Annotated in this window: 14 protein-coding genes; 5 read left to right on the forward strand and 9 right to left on the reverse strand. The window is 68.2% G+C overall.

Going from position 1 to position 21,033, the window contains the following annotated elements; translation table 11 throughout:
- The first annotated feature begins 15 nt into the window (after window positions 1–15).
- Window positions 16–1,563, forward strand: a complete 1,548-nt coding sequence (locus SYV04_RS02380) for a peptide MFS transporter (protein WP_321543920.1) — start codon at window positions 16–18, stop codon at window positions 1,561–1,563.
- A gap of 3 nt (window positions 1,564–1,566) precedes the next feature.
- Here the strand turns inward: SYV04_RS02380 and SYV04_RS02385 are convergent, their stop codons facing one another.
- Together SYV04_RS02385 and SYV04_RS02390 are read right to left on the reverse strand one after the other, a co-directional pair.
- The gene (locus SYV04_RS02385; RefSeq protein WP_321543921.1) at window positions 1,567–2,880 is read right to left on the reverse strand and encodes an amidohydrolase; all 1,314 of its coding nucleotides are present in this window, start codon (window positions 2,878–2,880) and stop codon (window positions 1,567–1,569) included.
- Window positions 2,881–2,889: 9 nt separating this feature from the next.
- Window positions 2,890–4,905, reverse strand: a complete 2,016-nt coding sequence (locus SYV04_RS02390) for an amidohydrolase family protein (protein WP_321543922.1) — start codon at window positions 4,903–4,905, stop codon at window positions 2,890–2,892.
- A 121-nt stretch (window positions 4,906–5,026) separates the two neighbouring features.
- Here SYV04_RS02390 and SYV04_RS02395 point away from each other — a divergent pair, with 121 nt between their 5' ends.
- Window positions 5,027–5,743 carry an FKBP-type peptidyl-prolyl cis-trans isomerase gene (locus SYV04_RS02395; RefSeq protein WP_321543923.1) on the forward strand — a complete coding sequence of 239 codons (717 nt, stop codon included), beginning with the start codon at window positions 5,027–5,029 and terminating at the stop codon, window positions 5,741–5,743.
- 4 nt (window positions 5,744–5,747) lie between these two features.
- Here SYV04_RS02395 and tesB read toward each other — a convergent pair whose 3' ends face one another.
- The 4 genes from tesB to SYV04_RS02415 form a co-directional block, all read right to left on the reverse strand.
- Complete coding sequence (gene tesB, locus SYV04_RS02400; protein WP_321543924.1) at window positions 5,748–6,608, reverse strand: acyl-CoA thioesterase II; 861 nt, start codon at window positions 6,606–6,608, stop codon at window positions 5,748–5,750.
- 17 nt (window positions 6,609–6,625) lie between these two features.
- Window positions 6,626–8,194, reverse strand: a complete 1,569-nt coding sequence (locus tag SYV04_RS02405) for a hypothetical protein (RefSeq protein ID WP_321543925.1) — start codon at window positions 8,192–8,194, stop codon at window positions 6,626–6,628.
- 86 nt (window positions 8,195–8,280) lie between these two features.
- The gene (locus tag SYV04_RS02410) at window positions 8,281–9,744 is read right to left on the reverse strand and encodes an MFS transporter (RefSeq protein ID WP_321543926.1); all 1,464 of its coding nucleotides are present in this window, start codon (window positions 9,742–9,744) and stop codon (window positions 8,281–8,283) included.
- Between the two features lie 84 nt (window positions 9,745–9,828).
- Window positions 9,829–10,500, reverse strand: a complete 672-nt coding sequence (locus SYV04_RS02415; RefSeq protein WP_321543927.1) for an NUDIX hydrolase — start codon at window positions 10,498–10,500, stop codon at window positions 9,829–9,831.
- A 119-nt stretch (window positions 10,501–10,619) separates the two neighbouring features.
- Here SYV04_RS02415 and SYV04_RS02420 point away from each other — a divergent pair, with 119 nt between their 5' ends.
- The 3 genes from SYV04_RS02420 to SYV04_RS02430 all read left to right on the forward strand — a co-directional run bounded on the left by SYV04_RS02420 (window position 10,620) and on the right by SYV04_RS02430 (window position 16,846).
- Entirely contained in the window at window positions 10,620–13,148 is a 2,529-nt protein-coding gene (locus SYV04_RS02420; RefSeq protein ID WP_321543928.1) for a bifunctional metallophosphatase/5'-nucleotidase, read from the forward strand.
- Window positions 13,148–15,226, forward strand: a complete 2,079-nt coding sequence (locus tag SYV04_RS02425; RefSeq protein ID WP_321543929.1) for a hypothetical protein — start codon at window positions 13,148–13,150, stop codon at window positions 15,224–15,226. The genes SYV04_RS02420 and SYV04_RS02425 overlap by 1 nt, the downstream gene beginning before the upstream one ends.
- 90 nt (window positions 15,227–15,316) lie before the next feature.
- A complete protein-coding gene (locus SYV04_RS02430) occupies window positions 15,317–16,846 on the forward strand; it encodes a hypothetical protein (protein WP_321543930.1) in 1,530 nt (509 codons plus the stop codon).
- 45 nt (window positions 16,847–16,891) lie between these two features.
- Here SYV04_RS02430 and SYV04_RS02435 read toward each other — a convergent pair whose 3' ends face one another.
- Genes SYV04_RS02435 through SYV04_RS02445 form a run of 3 tightly spaced genes read right to left on the reverse strand, consistent with a single transcriptional unit; the run spans window position 16,892 to window position 21,026 of the window.
- The gene (locus SYV04_RS02435) at window positions 16,892–18,715 is read right to left on the reverse strand and encodes a GspE/PulE family protein (protein WP_321543931.1); all 1,824 of its coding nucleotides are present in this window, start codon (window positions 18,713–18,715) and stop codon (window positions 16,892–16,894) included.
- Window positions 18,700–20,484 (reverse strand): adhesin, encoded by a 1,785-nt coding sequence (locus SYV04_RS02440; protein ID WP_321543932.1) that lies wholly within the window; start codon window positions 20,482–20,484, stop codon window positions 18,700–18,702. Before SYV04_RS02440 ends, SYV04_RS02435 begins: the two co-directional genes overlap by 16 nt.
- Window positions 20,481–21,026: a hypothetical protein gene (locus SYV04_RS02445; protein WP_321543933.1), complete on the reverse strand. Its 546-nt coding sequence runs from the start codon at window positions 21,024–21,026 to the stop codon at window positions 20,481–20,483. The genes SYV04_RS02440 and SYV04_RS02445 overlap by 4 nt, the downstream gene beginning before the upstream one ends.
- Window positions 21,027–21,033: the final 7 nt, after the last annotated feature.

Consider the following 21,033-nt stretch of genomic DNA (forward strand, 5'->3'; position numbering starts at 1 on the left):
CTACACCGGCCCTTCATGGACAGAGTTCCCGCTCCCGCGATGACGCAGCCCGCTGCTGCCGCGGACACCCGCTTCTTCGGCCATCCCCGCGGCCTCTCCACGCTCTTCTTCACCGAGATGTGGGAGCGCTTCTCCTTCTACGGCATCCGCCCGCTGCTCGTGCTCTACATGGCCGCGGCGATCACCAGCGGCGGCTTCGGCTTCTCGCGCACGGAGGCCTCCGCCATCGTGGGCATCTACGCCGCCTCGGTGTACCTGGGCTCGCTGCCCGGAGGCTGGGTGGCGGACCGGCTGCTGGGGCTGCAACGCGCCATCTGGTACGGCGGGTGTCTCATCGCGGCGGGGCACATCTGCATCGGCCTGTCGGAGTTCCTGGGACGCGCCGCCTTCTTCTCGGGCCTCATCCTCATCGTCCTGGGCACCGGGCTGCTCAAGCCGAACATCTCCGCCATCGTCGGCGAGCTGTACCCCGAGGGCGGTGCCCGGCGCGACGCGGGCTTCTCCCTCTTCTACATGGGCATCAACATCGGCGCGCTGCTCGCGCCCCTGGTCACCGGCTTCCTCGGTGAGAAGGTGGGCTGGCACTACGGCTTCGGCGCCGCGGGCCTGGGGATGATCATCGGGCTCATCCAGTACCGGCTCACCGTCCCGTGGCTGGGTACGCTCGGCCTCGAGCCCACCCGCCATCCGGACCCGGCCGTGCAGGCGCGGCAGGAGATGCAGATCAAGCTGGGGCTGGGCGTGTTCCTGGCCCTGCTGGTGCTGCTGGTGGTGCTGGGAATGGCGGGCATGCTGCACATCAACGCGGTCGCCGTGAGCCAGTCCATGGGCTACGCCATCGCCACCATGGCCGTGCTCTACTTCCTCTACCTCTTCACGCTGGCCGGGCTGACGGGGGATGAGAAGAAGCGCGTGGTCGCCATCCTCGTCCTCTTCGTCTTCGCCACGATCTTCTGGGCGGCGTTCGAGCAGGCGCCCACCTCCCTCAATCTTTTCGCCGCGGACTTCACCGACCGCACCGTGCTCGGCTGGGAGATGCCCACGCTCTGGCTCCAGTCGGCCAACTCCTTCTTCGTGATCGTCTTCGCGCCCGTCTTCGCCGCGCTCTGGGTCGCGCTCGGTCGGCGCGGCGGCAACCCCTCCAGCCCCACCAAGTTCGCCCTGGGCCTGCTGCTGGCCTCGATCGGCTTCGGGGTGATGATCTTCGCGGCGCAGCGCATCCAGGCGGGCGGCGGAATCCGGGTGTCTCCGTGGTGGCTCATCACCAGCTTCTTCTTCCAGACCATGGGGGAGCTGTGCCTGAGCCCGGTGGGCCTCAGCTCCATGACGAAGCTGGCGCCGCGCAAGTTCACGGGTCAGATGATGGGCGTGTGGTTCATGGCCACCGCGCTCGGCAACCTCATCGCCGGACTGGTGGGAGGCCACGTCAACCCGGAGAACCCGGCGGAGATGCCCGCGCTCTTCACCCAGACGTCGCTGTTCCTGCTGGGCTCCGCCGTGGTGCTCGGCCTGCTCATCATCCCCATCCGCCGGATGATGGCCCAGACGCAGACGGAAGGCTGAGCCCTACCGCGGCTTCGCGGTGGGCTCCTGTCCCTTCGTGCCCTCCAGGTAGTCCACCGCCAGGTTGGAGAGCAGTCGCACTCCGACCGGCAGGGCGCGCTCGTCCACGAAGAAGCGCGGCGAGTGATTGGGAGCGGCCTGCTTGAGGTCCTTGCCCTCGGGCGTGACGCCGAGGAACAGGAACACACCGGGGATTCGCGCCTGGAAGGCGGAGAAGTCCTCGGACGTGGTGGTGGACTGACCGGTGACCATCCCCTTGCCGGCGACGCGACGCACCGTGGGGCGCATGCGCTCCACGAGCGCCGGATCGTTTTGGGTGACGCCATTGCCGAGGGAGATCTTCACCTCCGCCGTGGCGCCCGCGCTCTGGGCGATCCCCTCCGCCACGCGACGCACACGCTCGTGGATCTGCTGGCGCATCCCCTGATCGAAGGTGCGGATGGTGCCTGACATGGTGACCGTGTCGGGGATGATGTTGCCGCGCACCCCGCCAGTGATGCTGCCAATGGTGACGATGGCGGGGCTGGCGGTGAGATCCACCTGACGGCTCACCACGGTCTGCAGCCCGAGCACGATCTGCGAGGCGACGACGATGGGATCCACCCCCGCCCACGGCATCGCGCCATGCGTCTGGCTGCCACGCACGACGATGGAGAGCCCGTCGGAGCTGGCCATCACCCCGCCCGGCCGGTAGTCCACCTCCCCCGTGCGGTAGCCGCTGAAGACGTGCAGGCCGAAGATGGCGGAGGGCGCGGGGTTCTCGAGCACGCCGTCACGGAGCATCGCCAGCGCTCCACCCGGGCCCGTACCGGAGGCTTCCTCGGCCGGCTGGAAGATGAACTTCACCGTGCCCGGCAGCGTGGCACGCATGCTGGCGAGCACTTCCGCCGCGCCCATGAGCATGGCGACGTGGGTGTCATGCCCGCAGGCGTGCATCACCCCCACCTCCTGCCCGTTGTACTGGGTTCGCACGGTGGACTTGAAGGGCAGGTCCACCTCCTCGGTCACCGGCAGCGCGTCCATGTCCGCCCGGAGCGCGACCACGGGGCCCGGGCGAGCGCCCCGGAGCACGCCCACCACGCCCGTGCCCCCCACTCCGGTGCGGACCTCCAGGCCCAGGCGACGCAGGTGCTCGGCTACCACCTGCGCCGTGCGCGTCTCCTGGTTGGAGAGCTCCGGGTGCGCGTGGAGGTCGCGCCGCCACCCCACCACCTTGGCCTCCACGCTGGCCGCGTGGCGCTCCACCTCGCGAGAGAGGGCGGACTGGGCGAGGGCCGGAGCGGCGAGGAGCAGCGCAAGGAGGAGGTGGAGACGCATCCCTCCAGATTAGGGCGCAATCCCCATGGAGCGGAACAGGGCCGCGCTCTCGAACATGCGGTCGCCACGGATGACGTGACGCACCTTGCGCAGGTCGCTCATGAGCAGGGTCGGATCGCCCTCCACCAGGATCAGGTCGGCGACATAGCCGGGCAGCACGCGCCCGTACTCCTTGTCGCGCTTCATGACCTCGGCGTTGCCCAGCGTGGCGATGCGCAGCACCTCGCGGGGCGGAATGCCCGCGGCCACGTAGAGCTCGAGCTCACGCGCCAGGAACAGGCCCGAGAGGTTGTCCGTGCCCGCGACGATATGCACCCCACTCCGGTGCAGGAGCCCCACGAATTCGACCAGACGATTGAAGGAGTCCCGGTAGCGCTCGGGGTGCTTGGGCACATCCGGCAGGCCTCCACCGCCCGCGCGAATCCACCGCTGCCAGGTGGGCGGCACCCGGCCCAGGAGCGGACTCGCACCCGCGTTCCAGTGGCCCGGATGGTTGTGGAACATGTCATCGAAGATGGACACCGTCGGGTCCACCGTCACGTTGTGCTTCTTCAGCAGCGCGATGAACTCGCGCACCGCGGGCGAGCTGAGATCGAGCGCGTTGGCATTCTCCCCCACGGCGGTGAAGCGCGCGGGCGTGCGCGTGTCCTGCACCTTGTCGAACAGGAAGTTGAGCGCCAGGAAGTTGATGTGCTGGATCTCGTCCGCGCCGGCCTCGATGAACTGCTTCGCGGTCATGAACGCCGGCACGTGGCCGCTGAGCCGCAGCCCCTTCTCGTGGGCCATCCGCACCAGCGCCGGGACGAGCTCCGGCTTGATCGAGCTGTAGATCTTGATCTGCTCGTAGCCCTTGCTCGCGTAGTGCTCGATGGCCTTGCGCCCCTCCTCCTCGGTGTCCACGAAGACCTTGGTGGGGCCCGAGTAGGGGCTGCGCCCGTCCATGAAGCCCGCCCGGATCACCCGCGGCCCGATATCGCGCCCCGCCTCGACGGCGGAGATGAGATCGTTCAGCGTGCGCTCCTCGTTGGCGAGATCGCGCACGGTGGTGACGCCGCTGGCGATGGCGAGCGGGCCACCGGCGCCGCTGCTGATATGCACGTGCATGTCCCAGAGGCCCGGCATGAGGAACTTGCCCTGGGCATCCAGCGTCCGCGCCCCCGAGGGCACCGCCACCTTCGCCGAGGGCCCCACCGCCGTGATGCGGCCCTTCGTGACGAGCACCGTCTGGGCCTCCTCCACCGCGAGCGTGCCCGGATCGAAGACGCGGGCGTTGATGATGGCCAGCGGGCGATCGAGCTTCGTCGTGAACTCCTTCGCGCGCGCCTCGGCGAGGCGCCGCTCTTCTTTCTCCTGGAACCCATCCAACTGGGGCGTCACATCCTCGAAGCCCTCGCGCACGAACTTCATCCAGCCCGAGACCGAGGCGAAGAAGCGCTGCTCCTCATCGAGCCAGGTGTAGCTGGGCGTCAGATCGACTCCGGTCAGGGCATAGAGCTTCACTCGCTTGCTGCCAGCCTTGCCCTTGACGGTGTAGGTCCCCACGGGAGTCACCTGGGCCTCCCCCGTAGGCAACAAGGCGATGCGCTTGTTGGGGGCTTTGAGCGCCGCGCGGATCAACAGCACCGTCTCCTCGGGCGGAGAGTTCAGGCTCAGGTAGAAGACCGCGCCTGGAACCTCGCGCTGCTCCTCCTCGGCGGAGTTCTTCCAGCTGTGCTGGGTGCCGCTCACCGTGTAGCGCTCGTTGACCTGGGCCTTGAGGTAGTCGGCGCCCTGGGTCTCGACCGCCGCGAGCGTCCCGTTCGCATTCACCCGGTACGTCGAGTCAAGCGAGGGGCCGCGCCCGCGATCGTTGAACTCGTAGTGGACCTTCACCTGGCCGTCGGGCAGGTACTCCACCTGTTGGTACCCCGCGACGTTGCCCATGAGCACCGCCGTGGTGCGCTCCGTCGCCGCCCCCGCGGTCGAAGCCAGAAACAACCCAAGTCCCGCCAGCGCCCACGGCGCCGAGGCACGTACCTTCTTCATCTCATCCCTCCCTGGTGAATACGCTTCGCGCATCCTATGGAACCTGCGTGCCAACGCCGCATTCCTGAGGACGTGCATTCGCCCTGGGAGTTCGCGCGCGGCGTGTGCCAGAGTCGGACGCATGAACGTCCGCTCTCCCCTGCTCTTGGTGTGGCTGCTCTCCTCGGCCTGCGCCACCACGTCCGATACCTCCAAGCCGGCGGAGAGCTCGCCCGCCACGGCGAGTCAGCCGCAGACCGAGGACCAGAAGACGCTGTACGCGCTGGGACTCACCCTGGGCCGTAGCATCTCGGTCTTCAACCTGACTCCCGAGGAATTGGAGTACGTCCGGGCCGGCATCTATGCGCAGCAGAAGGGCGAGACGCCCGCCGTGGACATCCAGGAGTACGGGCCGAAGCTCCAGGCGCTCGCCACGAGCCGCCAGTCGACCAAGGCCTCCGGCGAGAAGGAGAAGAGCAAGGCCTACCTGGACAAGGTCGCCCAGGAGGTCGGCTCGGTGAAGACCGAGTCGGGCCTCATCTACCAGGAGTTGAAGGGGGGCACCGGAACCTCTCCCACGGCCTCGGATGAGGTGACGGTTCACTACCGCGGCACGCTCATCAACGGCGAGGAGTTCGACAACTCCTACAAGCGCGGCGAGCCCGCCAGCTTCCCCCTCGGCGGCGTCATCCCTTGCTGGACGGAGGGCGTGCAGCGCATGAAGGTGGGCGGCAAGGCACGCCTGGTGTGCCCGTCCGATCTCGCCTACGGCGATCGGGGCGCTCCGCCCGACGTCCCGGGTGGCGCCGCCCTCATCTTCGAGATCGAGCTGCTGGACATCGCCAAGGAGGCGCCGTAGCGCGCTACTCGCGCTCGCGGATCAGCCCTTCCTGGGCCACCGAGGCCACCAGGCGCCCGTCGCGGGTGAAGACGTGCCCCCGCGCCAGGCCCCGCGAGTTGCCCGCCCAGGGGCTGTCCATGCTGTACAGCAGCCACTCGTTCATGAGCAGCTCCCCGTGGAACCACAGCGCATGGTCGAGGCTGGCAATCTGCATCTTCGGGTTCACGAAGCTCGCGCCATGCGGCTGCATCGCGGTCGTGAGCAGGTTGAAGTCGGAGGCATAGGCCAGCACGTACCGGTGGACCTGCGGGTCCTCCGGCAGCGAGCCGTTGGCGCGAAACCAGACGTGCCTGAGGGGCTCGCTCGACTTGGGTTCGAACGGGTCGTAGTACGCCACCGGCCTCATCTCGATCGGCTTGTCGCCGAGGAACTTCTCGCGCAGGTGCTCGGGGATGCGGTGGGCATGGCGGCGCAGCAGCTCGATGTCCGAAGGCAGGCCCTCCGGCCCCGGCACCTCGGGCATCTTCGCCTGATGGGAGAAGCCGCCCTCCTGCCCCTGGAAGGAGGCCATCATGGTGAAGATGGGCTGGCCCTTCTGGATGGCCACCACGCGCCGGGTGCTGAAGCTGCCCCCGTCCCGCACGCGATCCACGGTGTAGACCACCGGCAGGCTGGCATCGCCCGGACGCAGGAAGTAGCCGTGGATGGAGTGGACGTGGCGCTCGGCCCCCAAGGTCTGGCTGGCGGCCGAGAGCGACTGGCCGAGCACCTGTCCCCCGAACAGCTGCCGGAAGCCGAGATCCTGGCTCCGGCCCCGGAACAGGTTCTCCTCGATGGGCTCCAGCTTGAGGAGCTCCAGCAGATCCTCCAGAACGCGGCTCATCTTCCCTTCCCAGGAGCTCAGGCGGCAGTGCGGTACGGCTCCGGACGCGGAGGCATATCCGGCCGCGAGCCCAAGCGCAGCATCCGCTTGATGCCGTTGCGATCCAGCACCAGCCGCACCATCTGCACCGAGACCTTCTCCTGGTCCGCCTCGTCCGTGGTGAAGCGGAACGCCACGTCCACCTGGTAGCTCTTGGCGCCCTTGACCCGGCCCACCGAGAAGTCCTCCAGGTCCACGTACTCCAGCGCCAGCTCCGGATCGTCCATGTCGCGCAGGAAGCGCTCCACGTTGAAGCGGATGATGTCGGTAACGCCCGACAGCCCCCGCCCCGTGCGCGGCAGCAGCTCCGCGTCCAGGACGATCTCCTTCTGGTAGCGGATGACCGTCTCCGACAGCTCGCCCTGCGACACGGTGATGAAGTCGTCCAGGCAACGCATGGCGGCCACCTCCTCCGGCACCTTCACCGCCCGCCCGTAGTCCACCCGCTCCTCGAGGGTGCCCAGGCTCCTCTTCGTCACCGGCTCGATGATCTCCGCCATGCGGTCATGCAGGTGCATCGAGGCGAACTTGCTGAAGATGCGGCGCAGGCCCTCCTTGATGCGGTCCTTCACCATGTAGCCCAGCACGGCGATGATGAAGAAGTTGAGGCTCACCTGGGTGAAGCGCGCCTGCGCCCAGATGGCCACCGCCGTGGCGAACGCCATGGCCAGGCCCGCGGCGATGGCGAACAGCACCTCCTCCCAGCCCTGGCGCTTCTGCTTCCGGCGCGCCGAGAGGAAGAGGATGTTCATGCAGAACTTCTTCAGGAACCCGATCCGGTGCATGTACTCCTCGTTGTCACCGGTGGGGCTCAGCACGCTGCGAAGCTGGTTCTCCTTGCGGTACGTCTCCTCGCGGATGACGGCGGCCATCAGCGCCTTGCGCGGCTCGATGTAGACGCCCGAGCGTGGCAGCGAGTCCATGTCCACCGCGGCCTTGCGGAAGTACTGCTCCACGGTGAGGCTCATGTACTCGTCCACCAGCCGCAGCGAGGCGCGCGTCTTCTCCTGCAACCGCAGGTTGCTGATCTCCTTGGTCCACGTGCGGAAGCGCTCCAGCACCTTGGCCACCGCCTCCTGCGAGCACAGCACCTGGCGCTGCAGCTCGGCCCACTCGACCTCTCCCAGCTTCGCGGTGTCCGCCGGCTCGCACCGCGCATCCACCAGCTTGGCGAAGCGGCGCAGCGCCCCACGGAAGATGCAGCACAGGAGCTTGGCCTGGTAGATGAGCTCCACCTCGGTGCCCATCCCCGTCTTCAGCCACGCCTCCAGGCGCAACAGCGGCGAGCCCGCCGAGCCCAGCAGCTCATCCAGCCCCATCACCGGCGTGGTGAAGCGCACGTAGTTGTGGATGTCCGCGTAGAAGTCCGCGCGCGGGTATGTCTCCGCGTCGATGTTCAGACTCGCTGGCAGGAACAGGAACATCTCGACGAGATAGCGCGTCTCGTCGTCGGCCCCCGACGGCTGATACTCCAGCTTGATCTCGAACTGCTTCCGATCGTGGACCTCCAACCGGTTCTGCAGCAGTGGGGCGGATTCGAGTGGCACGCCTCAATTCTACGTGACGCTCCTGTCACAATGAAGCCACCCACCCAACGCCGTTCGCCCCTGAACGCAGTTTGACCCCCTAGTACCTATCCGCCGGTGCCCGTGCGCGGCGAAGTGTCCGCGGGAGCCACCGGCGCGGCGGTGGGCAGGGGCGCCGCCTTCGGCTGGGGCCGGGCGTTCCACACCCGGGTGGCCAGCACGAGCCCCACGACGGACAGCGGCACCAGGGCGATGGGCCAGTTGCTCCAGTTGTTGGGGTCCTTGGCCGCCGGCCCCGAGGGGAGGATCTTGCCCAGCAGCAGGGACTGGAGCGCGGTGCCGGCGTACACCGCGCCGTCGATGATGCCCACGGCCACGCCCGCGTTCTTCTTGCCGCCGAAGTCCATGCTCGCCGTGCCCGACAGCATTCCATGCACGCCGATGACGCACAGCGACATGAAGATGACCGTCCAGCCCAGCATCACGTGGTTGATGAGGAAGAGCGTGGTCACGGCGCCCAGCGTCATACCGCCATAGAGCACCGCGGACACGGGGCCCCGGCGGGAGTCGAACACCTTGTCGGAGATGACACCGGCGAACATGCCACCGGTGATGCCCGCCACGCACAGCAGCATGCCCCAGTTGGACGCGACGAAGCTCTCACCGATGCCGGTGGACTTCGCGAACTTGGGGTACCACTGCATGATGGCGTTGCGCATGTAGCCGCTGCAGAACTCGATCATCAGGATGACGACGATGGTCGGGTTGCTGAGCATCTTGCGCAGCACGGTGAACACGCCCAGTCGGGGGCCGAGGTCTCCCGAGGAGGCATCCGCGGTATCGAAGTCCCGGTGGCCCGCCTGCCCCGGCGTGTCCCGGATGACGAAGAAGTCCAGCACCACGAAGGCCGCGAGGATCACCGCGGGGATGAAGAACACCCAGTAGGTGGGCGCCGACTGGGTGATGAACCGGCTCCAGTCGTAGGCGAAGTAGACGCCCAGCGAGATGAGGATGCCGAACACGCCGCCGAGCACGCCGCGCTCGCGCACGTGGAACCACGACGCGTTCACCTTGACGATGGAGACGGCGCCGAAGCTCTGGAAGTACATGTTCGTCGCGTAGAGCACCGACAGCGTAGCCACCAAGCCGCCCGGCGGCTGCCAGTCCTGCGTCAGCACCGCGTACACCACCGCGCCCATCAGCACGTTGCACACCGAGGAGCCGGCCGCCGAGATCAGGATCGTCCTGCGCCCGCCCCACTTGTCCGTCAGCGGGCCGTTGAGCAGGAACGCCACGCCGTAGACGATGGTGCCCCAGAAGAAGATGGTGCCGAAGTCCTCGTTCGTCGTGCGACTGCCCATCGCGCTGGTGGCCACGTTGACGTTGTAGCGCCCCATGTAGAGGAACGCGTACGTCATCCCCAGCGGGAACCAGTTGAAGAAGCGCCGGCGCTTGAAGGCCTCCGTGTGCCCCAGTTCGACCTTGGGCAGGCTCGCGATCACCAGGGCGATCGCCCCGAGCAGGATGACGATGGGCAGCAACTGTTGCAGCCACGAGGGCATCGACGACATGCGGTGAACCTCGGCGGGGGGCGAGAAGAAGGACCGGCGCGCACCCTAGCCGGTCCCGTACCGCCGGCCAACCTGAGTGGTGCGCTATGCCTGCTCGGCCAGCAGACGGGTGATGGCGATCTCCAGCTTCGCGTCCGGCACCTCCCCGCGTCGGCACGCCGCCAGCAGTTCCTGGATGGGGCGCCACTGCAGCCGGGTGCCCTCCTCTAGAGGAGAGCCGTCCCCCTCGGGCTCCCGGGCCTGCTTGCCCGTCACGTCCACCGCCGTGGGGAACACCTTCTCCGAGATGATCCCCGGCGCCACGAAGAAGCCCCCACCCAGCAGCCGGATCTCCTCGGGCCCTACCTCGTAGCCGGCCTCCTCGCGCACCTCCTCCACCGCGCGGCGCCGCACCCCCGCCTCCCCCTTGTCCTCCACCTCCATCACCCCGGCGACGAGCTCCTCCACCAGCAGGTAGCTGCTCGGATCCGGCACCACCATCTCCTTGCCCCTGCGGAAGTAGGCCGCTGGCCGGAGGTTCTTGCGCGTGAGCACCTCCAGCCCCGACGCACCGCGGCGATAGATGAGCACCGCCACCGCGTCCAACCGGGGCCGATCCACCACATCCACCCGGTACACGGGTGAAACCGACCCATCCGCGCGGCGGTTCTGGCACCGCAGCCGGCGGATCCGCAGGAATCCTTCGTCGCAGCGCGCCGTGGACGAGAAATCCTCGATGATCTCGATATCCGTCACGGTCACCTGGCTTGACTGCATGCCTGCCTCCTTGGCGGGTGGGGTCGTCCCGCCCTCGTCGCTTGCCCGACACTCCCTGATCCCGTACCTTGCGCCGTCTCCTGCTGCATCCCTTTCACGAAAGCCCCCGGAACCACCTGATGCGTCGTGCACTGATCGGCCTCCTCTGCGCCCTGATCTCCACCTCGTGCATGCCGGTGCTGGACGGCGAGGATTACAACCTCGCTGGTCAGGAAGTGCGCCTCACGATCCTTCATACGTCGGATATCCACTCCCGGCTCATCCCCTATGACTTCGCGCCGCTGAAGACGGACACGGATCTGGGGATCATCCCGGAGGCGGGACCGTTCGGAGGCGCCACCCGCATGGCCGCGCTGCTCAAGCGCGAGCGGCAGCGCGGCGACCGCGTGATGCACCTGGACTCGGGTGACTGCTTCCAGGGCGCGCCCATCTTCAACCTCAAGAACGGCGAGGCGGAGTTCCGCTTCCTCACCGCCGCCGGGCTGGATGCCGCGGTGGTGGGCAATCACGAGTTCGACGCCGGCGCGCTCAACTTCGTGGAGAAGGCGCGCGACTTCGCCCAGTTCCCGCTGCTGGCCGCCAACTACGCCTGGGACAGCCCCAATGATCCTGGCAACAACGGCGCCGCGCTCGTCACCGCCCCCTACACCATCCGCATGATGAAGGGCCTGCGCGTGGGCGTCATCGGCATGGCCAACCTCTCCTCGCTCAACTCGATCGTCGAGGGTGGCAACTCGCTGCAGGTGACGCCGCTGGAGCAGAACGAGGCCCTGCGCGGCTACGTGGACCTGCTGCGCCCGGTGACGGACCTCATCGTCGTCGTCAGCCACCTGGGCCTCACCGAGGACCAGGACGCGGTGCTCGGCTACGAGGCCTACTTCGAGTACGAGCGCGCCAAGCCCTTCATCGATCGCGAGAAGAACCCGTGGAAGATCCTCGAGTGGTCCGGCGAGGAGGGCAACCTCAAGTCCGTGGTCCGCGTGCAGATCCCCGGCGTGTCCGGCATCGACATCATCCTCGGTGGCCACCTGCACGTGGTGCTCAACCCGCCGCAGAGCGTCATCGATCCGAGCGGCCGCACGGTGCTGCTGACCCACTCGGGCGCCTTCTCCAAGTACGTGGGCCGCCTGGATGTGGTGGTGAAGGTGCCCAAGGCCGAGGAGGCCACGGTGGACGGGGCGGAGCTCGTCAGCCACGACTACCGCGCCTTCCCGCTGGACGCGCTCTGGTGCGACGACGCGATGCGCGCCTTCTACCATGACGACTCCGTCTTCTGGGAGCCGGGCACCTTCGTCGCGAGGCCTGACGTGCGCGCCGCCATGAAGAAGTGCGAGGACCAGGAGGACCGGTTCACCACCGGGCTGCTCCAGGAGTACATCCTGGGCATGGACTTCAACCTCCAACTGACGTCCATCTTCTCTTACGCGCCCCGGGACGTGGCCCGCCGCAACAGCTCCACCGGTGGTGACTCGCCCCTGGGCAACGTCGCCGCGGACTCCATGCGCAAGCGCCGCCGCGTCGAGGCGGAGATGGCCATCACCAACTCGCTGGGCATCCGCGACAACCTCTACGCGGGCGTCGTCTCCCAGGAGTCGATGTTCAACGTGTTCCCCTTCGAGAACACGATCAACATCATGTACCTGTCCGGCGTGGAGGTGCAGGAGATGTTCGACTTCGTGGCCGAGCGCTCCGCCGAGCGCGGCTGCGTCAGCCAGGCCCAGGTCTCCGGCGCGCGCTTCACCATGGACTGCGCCCAGGTGCAGCTCAACGAGCTGCGCATCGCCTGTAATCCGGACGACGGCGGCGCCTCGAAGTGGTGCCCCAAGGAAGGCCGCGAGGGCCACGCGCCGTGGCAGTGCCTGGAGGACCTGGACGGCAGCCGCTGCTGGGCCAACCCCGCCATCGACATCCAGATCAACGGCAAGCCGCTGGATCCCAACGGCACCTACCGCATCGCCGTCAATGACTACATCGCCAAGGGCGGCTCGGGCTTCCGGGTGCTCAAGCGCAACACCACCCGCATCGAGACGGGCATCTCCTTGCGTGACTCGCTCATCGGCTACATGCAGAGCCAGTGTACCTGCGAGGACATCCTCCTCGGCAACGAGACGTCCTCGACGGGAGAGCGCTGCGGCACGCTGGTCAACGGCAAGTGGGTCGTGGACGAGCAGACCCGTGGCTTCTGCCGCGAGGCGAAGGCTTTCAAGCAGCACCTGGCAGTGACGGCGGGCAGCTGCACCTGCCGCGAGCTGCTGGGCAAGACCGAGGATGTGGACGACCTCGATGACACGGTCGAGCGCTGTGGCGTGTCCGCCGAGACGATCCAGACCACCTGCACCGCGGGCCAGCAGGACAAGGCCGTAGGCAGCTGCACCTGCGGTGAGCTGACGGCGGCCCAGAAGATCGACGTGGACGACCTGGATGACTCGGTCGAGCGCTGCGGCGCGTCGGCCGAGAAGATCCAGGAACTGTGCACCGTCGAGCCGGGCCCCTACACCGGACGCTGCGGCTGCCGGGATGCGCTGGCGGGCAACAACCCCACCTGCGGCACCCTCACCCCGCAGCTGCGCAACTTCTGCGAGAACCCCACTTCCATGCCAATCGCCAACGTGGTCGAGGATGGCCGCATCGGCCGGAGGGTGAAGTAATGAAGCGACTGCTCCTCCTGGCGGCCCTCGCGGGGGCTGGCTGTTACTCGACGGACGGGAAGATCGACGGGTCGAGCCTCGACTCCGACGTGGGCTCGTTCCGCGTCGAGGTCAAGGGCATCTACACCGTCACCGACACCGGCGCCAACCGCACGCCGCTGTCCGTGGTGAGCTCCTGCTCCGCGCGCTACGGCTCTCCGGCCGAGGTGCCCGTGGCGGTGCGCGGCACTCCGGACTGCCGCTACGCCATCCCCAAGAGCGCGATGGACATCGATCTGGCCATCACGGCGCTGGATCGCAACGGTGAGCCGCTCACCTCTTTCAACGGCCCGGTCTCCTTCCGCGTCGTCCCGGGGAACCTGAGCGGTCCCTACGAGACGCGGTGGAAGCAGCTCGAGAATGGCCAGGGCGACGGCACCGTGCGCGTGAAGCATCTGTACGGCGAGGTTCGCGTGTGGGTGCAGGACGAGCCGCCCCAGCTCGAATACAGCGACGGCGGCATCCGCTACACCGACGGCGGAGTCCGCTCGGACGGCGGCGATCCGAACTCCCTGCCCCAGGACAGCGGCACGCACAGCTACGCCACGGGCCTGACGGCCCCCGTGTACTTCGAGGAGCCCACGCTGGCGCGCGTGCAGGAGCCGGAGGTCTACAACGACAACCGCATCTCGCCCTTCTCCGGTCAGTTCCTCACCGTGGGCCGGCCGCCCGAGTCCGGCACTCCGCTGCTCCAGAACTGCCCTCCCGGTTACGACTCCCGGGATCCGTCGAAGAAGGATCCCAACGACGGCAAGCTCGCCACCCTGGTGGTGACTGGCACCGACCCGGGCGGCTTCTTCGTCACGGACCTGACGGCCTGCAAGGTGCGTGAGTACACCGGCTCGGGCTCCAACGTCCGCACCCCCGAGCCCACGGGCTTCATGCCCGGCACCTACGGCTCGATCTACATCTACAACTACTCCTTCCCCGAGGGGCTGTACCCGGGCGATCTGCTCTGGTCCATCTCCGGCTCGGTGCAGGAGTTCACGGCCACCACGCAGCTGACCTTCCCGGCGTGGATCATCCGCGAGAAGGTGCGCGAGCTGCCTCCCGCCGAGTGGGAGAAGTACCTCAATCAGCTCAACGTGGTGGAGCTCAACCTGCGCCACTGCGGCCTGGACAATCTGGTGGCGCCGTACGTCACCGACTCGCTGTGCGGCTACAGCTACGGCAACCTGAAGATGGAGAGCATGGAGTCGGCGCTGGTGAAGCTGCGCCGTGTCCGCATGCCCGAGATCTTCGAGAACTGCGACACCAACGGCGACGGCTCGGTGCCGTTCTTCTGCCCCGGCGCCGGCGGCGCCGCCTACACGTACTGCGGCGAGGAGAACCAGGCCGAGATCGCCGAGCGGACGTGCAACATCAACTGCATCGTCGGGCTGGGCAAGCACGCGGGGAAGGTTTGCGCCGAGCGCAACACGTACAATGGCTTCGGCCAGTTCGTGGTGGAGATGGCCGCTCCCGGGCCGCGCGAGGCGGGCTTCGACGACTCGCTGGACCGGCGCACCCAGGTCATCACCGTGTCGCCGCTCGAGTCGCGCGCCACCCCGACGGCGATCACCACGGGCGTCAACGGCCCGGCGCAGGTGCGCGTGTGGTGTGACACGCCGGTGCGCGTGAAGTTCGGCACGGCGAGCGTGAGGGCGACGATCGATGACGTCCCCCTGGCGGCCAAGGCCGTCATGGAGCACACGATGACGGGCACCGAGCAGTTCGTGGCCGTGCTGGCCGACGGTGACGTCATCAACCGAGGCCAGTGCCACGTGTCGCTCAACAGCCGCACGCGCATCAACGTCGTCACGCGCGACGCGGTGCCGGACCTGGTGGTGGACTGCAACGAGAACGACTCGAACGCGGACGCCGCCAAGCAGTGCCAGCTGCTGCGTACGGCCACCTACAACATCACCGGCCACCTGCGGCAGGTGAGCGCCGCCCGGCCGCGCTGGATCATCAGCCCGCGCGACGCGGACGATGTCTGCTGCTTCCCGGGACCGGAGGGTGCTTGCCCCCGCCCCATCAAGCAGTGCCCGGCCGAGTAAGGCTTTGCTGTAGACAGCACCGAAGAAGCTTGCCCCGGTAACGGGGCTCATGGGAGGCGCGGTCGGCTCGGCCGCGTCCGTGGAGGGAAATTGAAAACGCTGCGTACCCTGGCCCTGACCGGGCTGTTGTCCTTGTCCGCGCCCGCATGGGCCGGAGACTTCGTCGACACCCGCTTGTCCTTCGTCTTCGCGGACGACAACGTCCTGGCGGGGGCGGGCGAGACGACGCCCAACAGCCCCAACGCGCGCTTCGGCGCGGGCAACCAGAACACCCAGTTCTACGACAACTTCAACACGCGCTTCTCGGGCTTCGAGACGCTGTCGAACGTGGTGCTCTACAAGCGCATGCCCGCCTTCTTCGAGGGGCTCACCACCGAGGCGGCGCTCACCATCCTCGTGCTGGAGCAGCCCTCGGGCGGCGTCACGCTGCGGGACAACTCCAGCTACATCCGGCTGAACTACACGCCGCCGGGCTGGGGTGAGCGCGAGGGCATCTCGCTCACGGGCTTCCCGGTGTCGGCGGACCGCTTCCGGCTCGGGTACGCGTACCGCATCTCCTGGGGTGGCAGCGGCATCTTCACCACCCGCGCCGCGGCCGAGGGCGTGCCGGGCGCCAAGCTGCAGATCACCCGCGACCGCTGGTACGCCTACGTGGGCGGCAAGACGGCGCTGGCGCTCAACGATCTCATCCTCGAGAAGGAGACGCTCTACGGCGCGATGGCGGGCGCGGGCGTGGACCTGCTGGAGACGCTGCGGCTGGAAGCGGGCGGCGGCTACTTCCAGAAGGGCATCATCCCGGGCCTGGCCAACCAGGGCATCCGCGCGCCGGTGAACTCGGCGGGCGTGTCGGGCCAGGCGGTGTACCACGTGGGCGTGCCGGTGGGCACGAGCGTGGACTTCCGGCTCTACCGGAACGACCCGGAGGTGTACCAGCGCTTCTTCGCGCCGGAGATCTACACGGGCGGGCTGTCCTACTCGGTGTCGCTGGAGGGGAGCTTCCTGACGCAGTCGCTGGAGAACCCGGACGTCTTCGGCCAGACGGTGACGCAGGACGCCACGGCGGTGGCGCTGCAGGCGCGGGCGAAGTTCAACTATCTGCGCGTCCACCTGCTGGGGCTCTACCGCAGCCTGTCGTTCATCCAGTTCGAGGTGCCGGGCCTGCCGCCCTACCGTGACTTCCCGGAGGGCACGAAGCTCAACCCGGAGATGTTCATCGCGGCGGGCGCGGACTACCACCTGCCGAGCCTGCACTTCACCCCGGGCTTCATCGTGGGTGTGCAGCAGCCGGCCTCCTTCCGCAGCCCGGAGTTCACGGGCGGTGGCAACAACCCGCCGCCGAGCCTGACGGGCACGCGCACCGTGGTGGTGCGGGACGTGAACCTGCTGAGCATCCTTCCGGAGACGTGCGGCACCGCGGCCTGCGAGGCGGACCTGATCCTCTCGGCGAAGGCGACGTTCCGCTGGGACTTGTCGGAGACGGTCGCGGCGGTGGGCGAGGTCTATTACACGTACGACAACAACCGGACGACGTTCCGGGACGACGTGACGGGCGTGGCCGAGCCGCGCTTCGAGGAGCCGCACGCGCTGGGCTTCAACACCCTGCTCCAGGCGCGCTTCTAACCGCCGGGAGTTCCCCCTCTCCCCCGCGAGGAGAGGGGGTGTTGCTCAGGAGGACGTCATGCGCACCACTTCATCGAACGTGGTGAGCCCCTGGGCCAGCTTGCGCACCGCCGCCTCGCGCAGCGTGCGCATCCCCACCCGCCGTGCCGCCTCCACCAGCTCATGGTGAGAGGCGCCGTGGGTGATCATCTCCTTCATCTCCGCGCCGATGCTGACGATCTCGAAGACGCCGGTGCGCCCGAAGTAGCCGGTGCCGCGGCAGCGCACGCACCCTGCTCCCTTGAGCAGCCTCACCCCGCCGGGTAGCAGCGGGATGGGCACCTGGAGCGCCGTCAGCTCGTCCGGAGTGAGCGTCGTCTCCTGCGCGCAGTGGACGCAGATGCGCCGCAGCAGGCGCTGGGCCATGAGCCCCACGAGGCTCGAGGCGAGCAGGAAGGCCGGCACCTCCAGGTCCTTCATGCGAGCCACCGCGCCGATCGCGTCGTTGGTGTGCAGCGTGGAGAGCACCAGGTGGCCGGTGAGCGCGGACTGGATGGCGTTCTCCGCCGTCTCCGCGTCGCGGATCTCTCCCACCATGATGACGTCCGGGTCCTGGCGGAGGATGTGGCGCAGCGCCCCGGCGAAGTCCAAGCCCACCTTGGGCTGAACCTGCACCTGGTTGAAGCCCTCCCACACCATTTCGATCGGATCCTCGATGGTGGTGACGTTGACGTCCGGCCCGGCCACCGCCTTGAGCGCCGAGTAGAGCGTCGTCGTCTTGCCGCTGCCCGTGGGGCCCGTCACCAGAATGAGCCCGTGCGGCTGGTCGATCCACGACTCGAAGGAGCCCTTCTCGTCCGGCTCGAAGCCGAGCTGGGCGATGTCCTGCACCAGCGTGTCCGGGTCGAAGATACGGATGACCACCTTCTCACCGAAGGCGGTGGGCAGCGTGGAGACACGTAACTCCACCTCGCGGCCCTCGCGCTCCGTCTTGATGCGCCCGTCCTGCGGCCGGCGCTTCTCGGAGATGTCCATGCGCGAGAGCATCTTCACGCGCGAGACGATGGGCGCATGCACGCCTGCAGGCAGCGTGTACACGGTGTGCAGCACACCGTCGATGCGCAGGCGCACATGGGACTGGGCACGCTTGGGCTCGACGTGGATGTCCGAGGCGCGGTTGTCGAAGGCGTAGCGCAGCAGGTAGTCCACCGCCTGCACCACCGGCTTGTCCGAGGCCTCCAGCTCCTGCGTGCCGCTGAGCGACACGAGCTGCTCGAAGTTGCCGATCGCCGGCTCGCTGGCGAAGTCGTCCGCCGCGCGGGCCAGCGTCTTCTTGAAGCCGTAGATCTCCGTGATGGACTTGAGGATGTCCGACTTGGAGGACAGCACCGGCTCGATGGGCAGGCCGGTGAGGTGGAAGAGGTTCTCGAACAGCTCGCGATCGAACGGGTTGGCCACCGCCACCACGAGCCGCCCCTGCGCCGAACGCTCCAGCGGCAGCAGCGCGTGCTTCTGCGCGAAGGGGCGCGACACGGTGCGCGTGGCCAGCGCCATGTCCAGCTTGAGCGGGTCGATCTTCCGGTACGTCATGCCGGCGGCGCGCGCGGCGGCCTCCGTCACCCGGTCCTCATCCAGTACGCCCCGGCCCTCGGGCAGCGGCACCTGGAAGGCGGCGACGATCTCCACCGGCGACACGTCATACCGTGCCGCCTCCTTGGTGTTGCCCTGCCCCTTGGACTTGAGGACGCGGGCCCGGGCGGCTGGCTCACGCGCCAGCACCTCCTGGGCCTGCTGAGGGGCGAGCAGCCCCTGGGCCACCAACGCCTCCAGCACGAACGTCGTGCTGAAGTCGGCCTGGCTGCGATTCGTGGTGCTCAGCGGCGTTGCCAAGAGCGCCGACCTCCCACCCCGAGCAGCAGCACGAGCGCCGCGAGGAAGACCAACGCCGAGGCGGGGCCTCCGGAGCAACCACACCCGTCCGGCGTGCCCCCTCCTCCGCTGCCGCCATCCGTTGGAGGGGGAGGAGGCGGAGGCTGCGTGCCAGCGTCGTTGCCGCAGAGCGTGCAACCCCCGTCCGTGGGGGCATAGGGATCGAAGCACCCGCCACCGCTGCAGAAGTACCCGGAGGGGCAGTCGAGGTTGTTCTGGCAGCCCGGCTGGCACGCGAAGCCATCCCCCAGCGGGTTGCATGCGAGCGGCTGCTCACAGGTGCCCGCGCTGCAGTCCCGCATGCACATGCGCACGTTGCCGACGGCCCGGCAGGTGGAGCCTCCCGGACAGCCGCAGGCGGCGTTGGAGCAGGGCTGCGAGCAGACCCCCGTCGGCTGGTTGTTGATGAACAGGCACACCTGACCCGCGCTGCACTCCGAGGTCTGGTTGCACGGCGAGCCCACGGAGCGCCCGAGCCCCGTGTTCGCGAAGCAGATCCGGTCACACACGCGGCAGCTGAAGGCGGTCGGGCTGCTGCTGCCCACGTTGCAGTCCGAGTCGGTGTAGCAGTTGGGGACGCAGACGTTGCCCGTGGGCAGGGGCGAGCAGGTGTAGCCCACGCGGCAGTCACCACTTCCCACGCGGCACGACTTCAGGCAGCGGTTCCCGTTGCCGGTGGCCGTGCAGAGGGAGCCCGCGGGACAGTTGTCGTTGGGCGCCAGGGAGCAGGACTCCTGGCAGTAGCCGTCCTCCCAGGCGATGCCCGTGGAGGGCAGCGCCAGCTCATTCTGGCAGAGGCCGACCGCCGAGCCGCAGTCGCCATTGACGCCGCAGGGCTTGCCCACCTGGGTGATCGCCTCGTTGGGCACGGCGGTGCAAGCGGTGCCACCGTCCTGCAGGCTGCGCCGACAGACGAAGGGATCCGGGCAATCGCCCGGGTTGTTGAGGGCGCAGTTCTTGGTGCAGTAGCGGTACAGCAGACCGCCGTCCGACTTGTTGTAGGGGATGCAGTTCAGCCCGTTGCTGCACGGATCGCTCGGCGAACAGGGCGAGCCCACCGCGCCGTTGTCCGGGTACTGACGGCACAGGTGCTCCTCGTCATGCACGTCGAGCGCGCGCCGGTTGCCTCCCGCGGGGAGCACCGCGTGCATCACCGCCTCCGTGGGGCTGTAGACGTCATCCAACCCCAGGCAGTGGCCGATCTCGTGGGTCAGCGCCGACTGAAGGTCCGTGCGTCCGCCGCTCGGGTCGGTGTTCGGCACCACCGTCCACAGGTAGTTCACCGCGTTGACGAAGATGTCGCACTGGTAGAGGTAGCCCGCGTAGGTGAGCGGGATGGAGCCCGTCTTCGCCTGCCCTCGACCGAGCGCCAGCTCGTAGTACGGGTCGGTATTGCTGGTGACCCAGACGGTGCTCACGTTGAATGCGTCGAACGCGTTGCCCACGTCGTTGGGGTTGATGGACGTGTTCTGGCTGGTGAGCCCCGCGTAGTTGAAGTCCGGGTACGCGCAGCCCACGTTCTCCCAGGCCTGGAAGGCATCCTGGGTGGCCTGGATGACCGAGCTCAGGGAGATGCCCGCGGGAGTCTGGTTCCGACTGTCCACGTAGTAGGAGAACGGATTCTCCCGCGTGTTGAGCATCTTGTGGCCGAGGTAGGGGTATTCGTCCGCCCAGGCCGTGGCGCTGATCGCCACCCACGCGAGCACCACCGTCCATTGCAACCTGTTCATCGCTTGCCCCTCTCCTGCTTCGCCGGAGGCGGACTCGCCCGCCGGATCTCGTCAATCACCGCTTCGAGCGGACGCTGCGCGGGTCCTCCCTGGACCCGGCCGTTGAGCTGCACCTGGCGCGCGCCCTCCGCTCCGGATGTCACCGTCTGCTTGCCCGCGGCCAACCCCACCAGCGCGCACCGCTCCACCGCCTTCGGGTCCGGGCACCGCAGGAAGAACAGCGCCGTCTCCCCGACGGTCACGGTGGCATCGCCCGCCAGGCGCGATTCCCACAAGCCGCTCTTGCCGCCCACCTGGACCAGCTCCACCGCCGCGGGCCCCTTGCCCTGGTACGTCTCCAGCACCTCCAGGCGGAACAGCGTGGTCATCTGCCGCACGTTGCCCTCGGGCACGCGGACACGTGAGTCCAGCACGCGCGCGAGCACCACGCGATCCGAGCCACGGGCCAGCTCGGTGATCGTCTGGAGAGGCCCTGTCGAGCCCAGGGCGAGCGAGGGCAGCGACAGGGCGAGCAGCAGCCCCAGGGGGCGAAGGAAAGACATGGGGTGC

This window comes from Hyalangium ruber (assembly GCF_034259325.1).
GTDB classification, from domain to species: domain Bacteria; phylum Myxococcota; class Myxococcia; order Myxococcales; family Myxococcaceae; genus Hyalangium_A; species Hyalangium_A rubrum.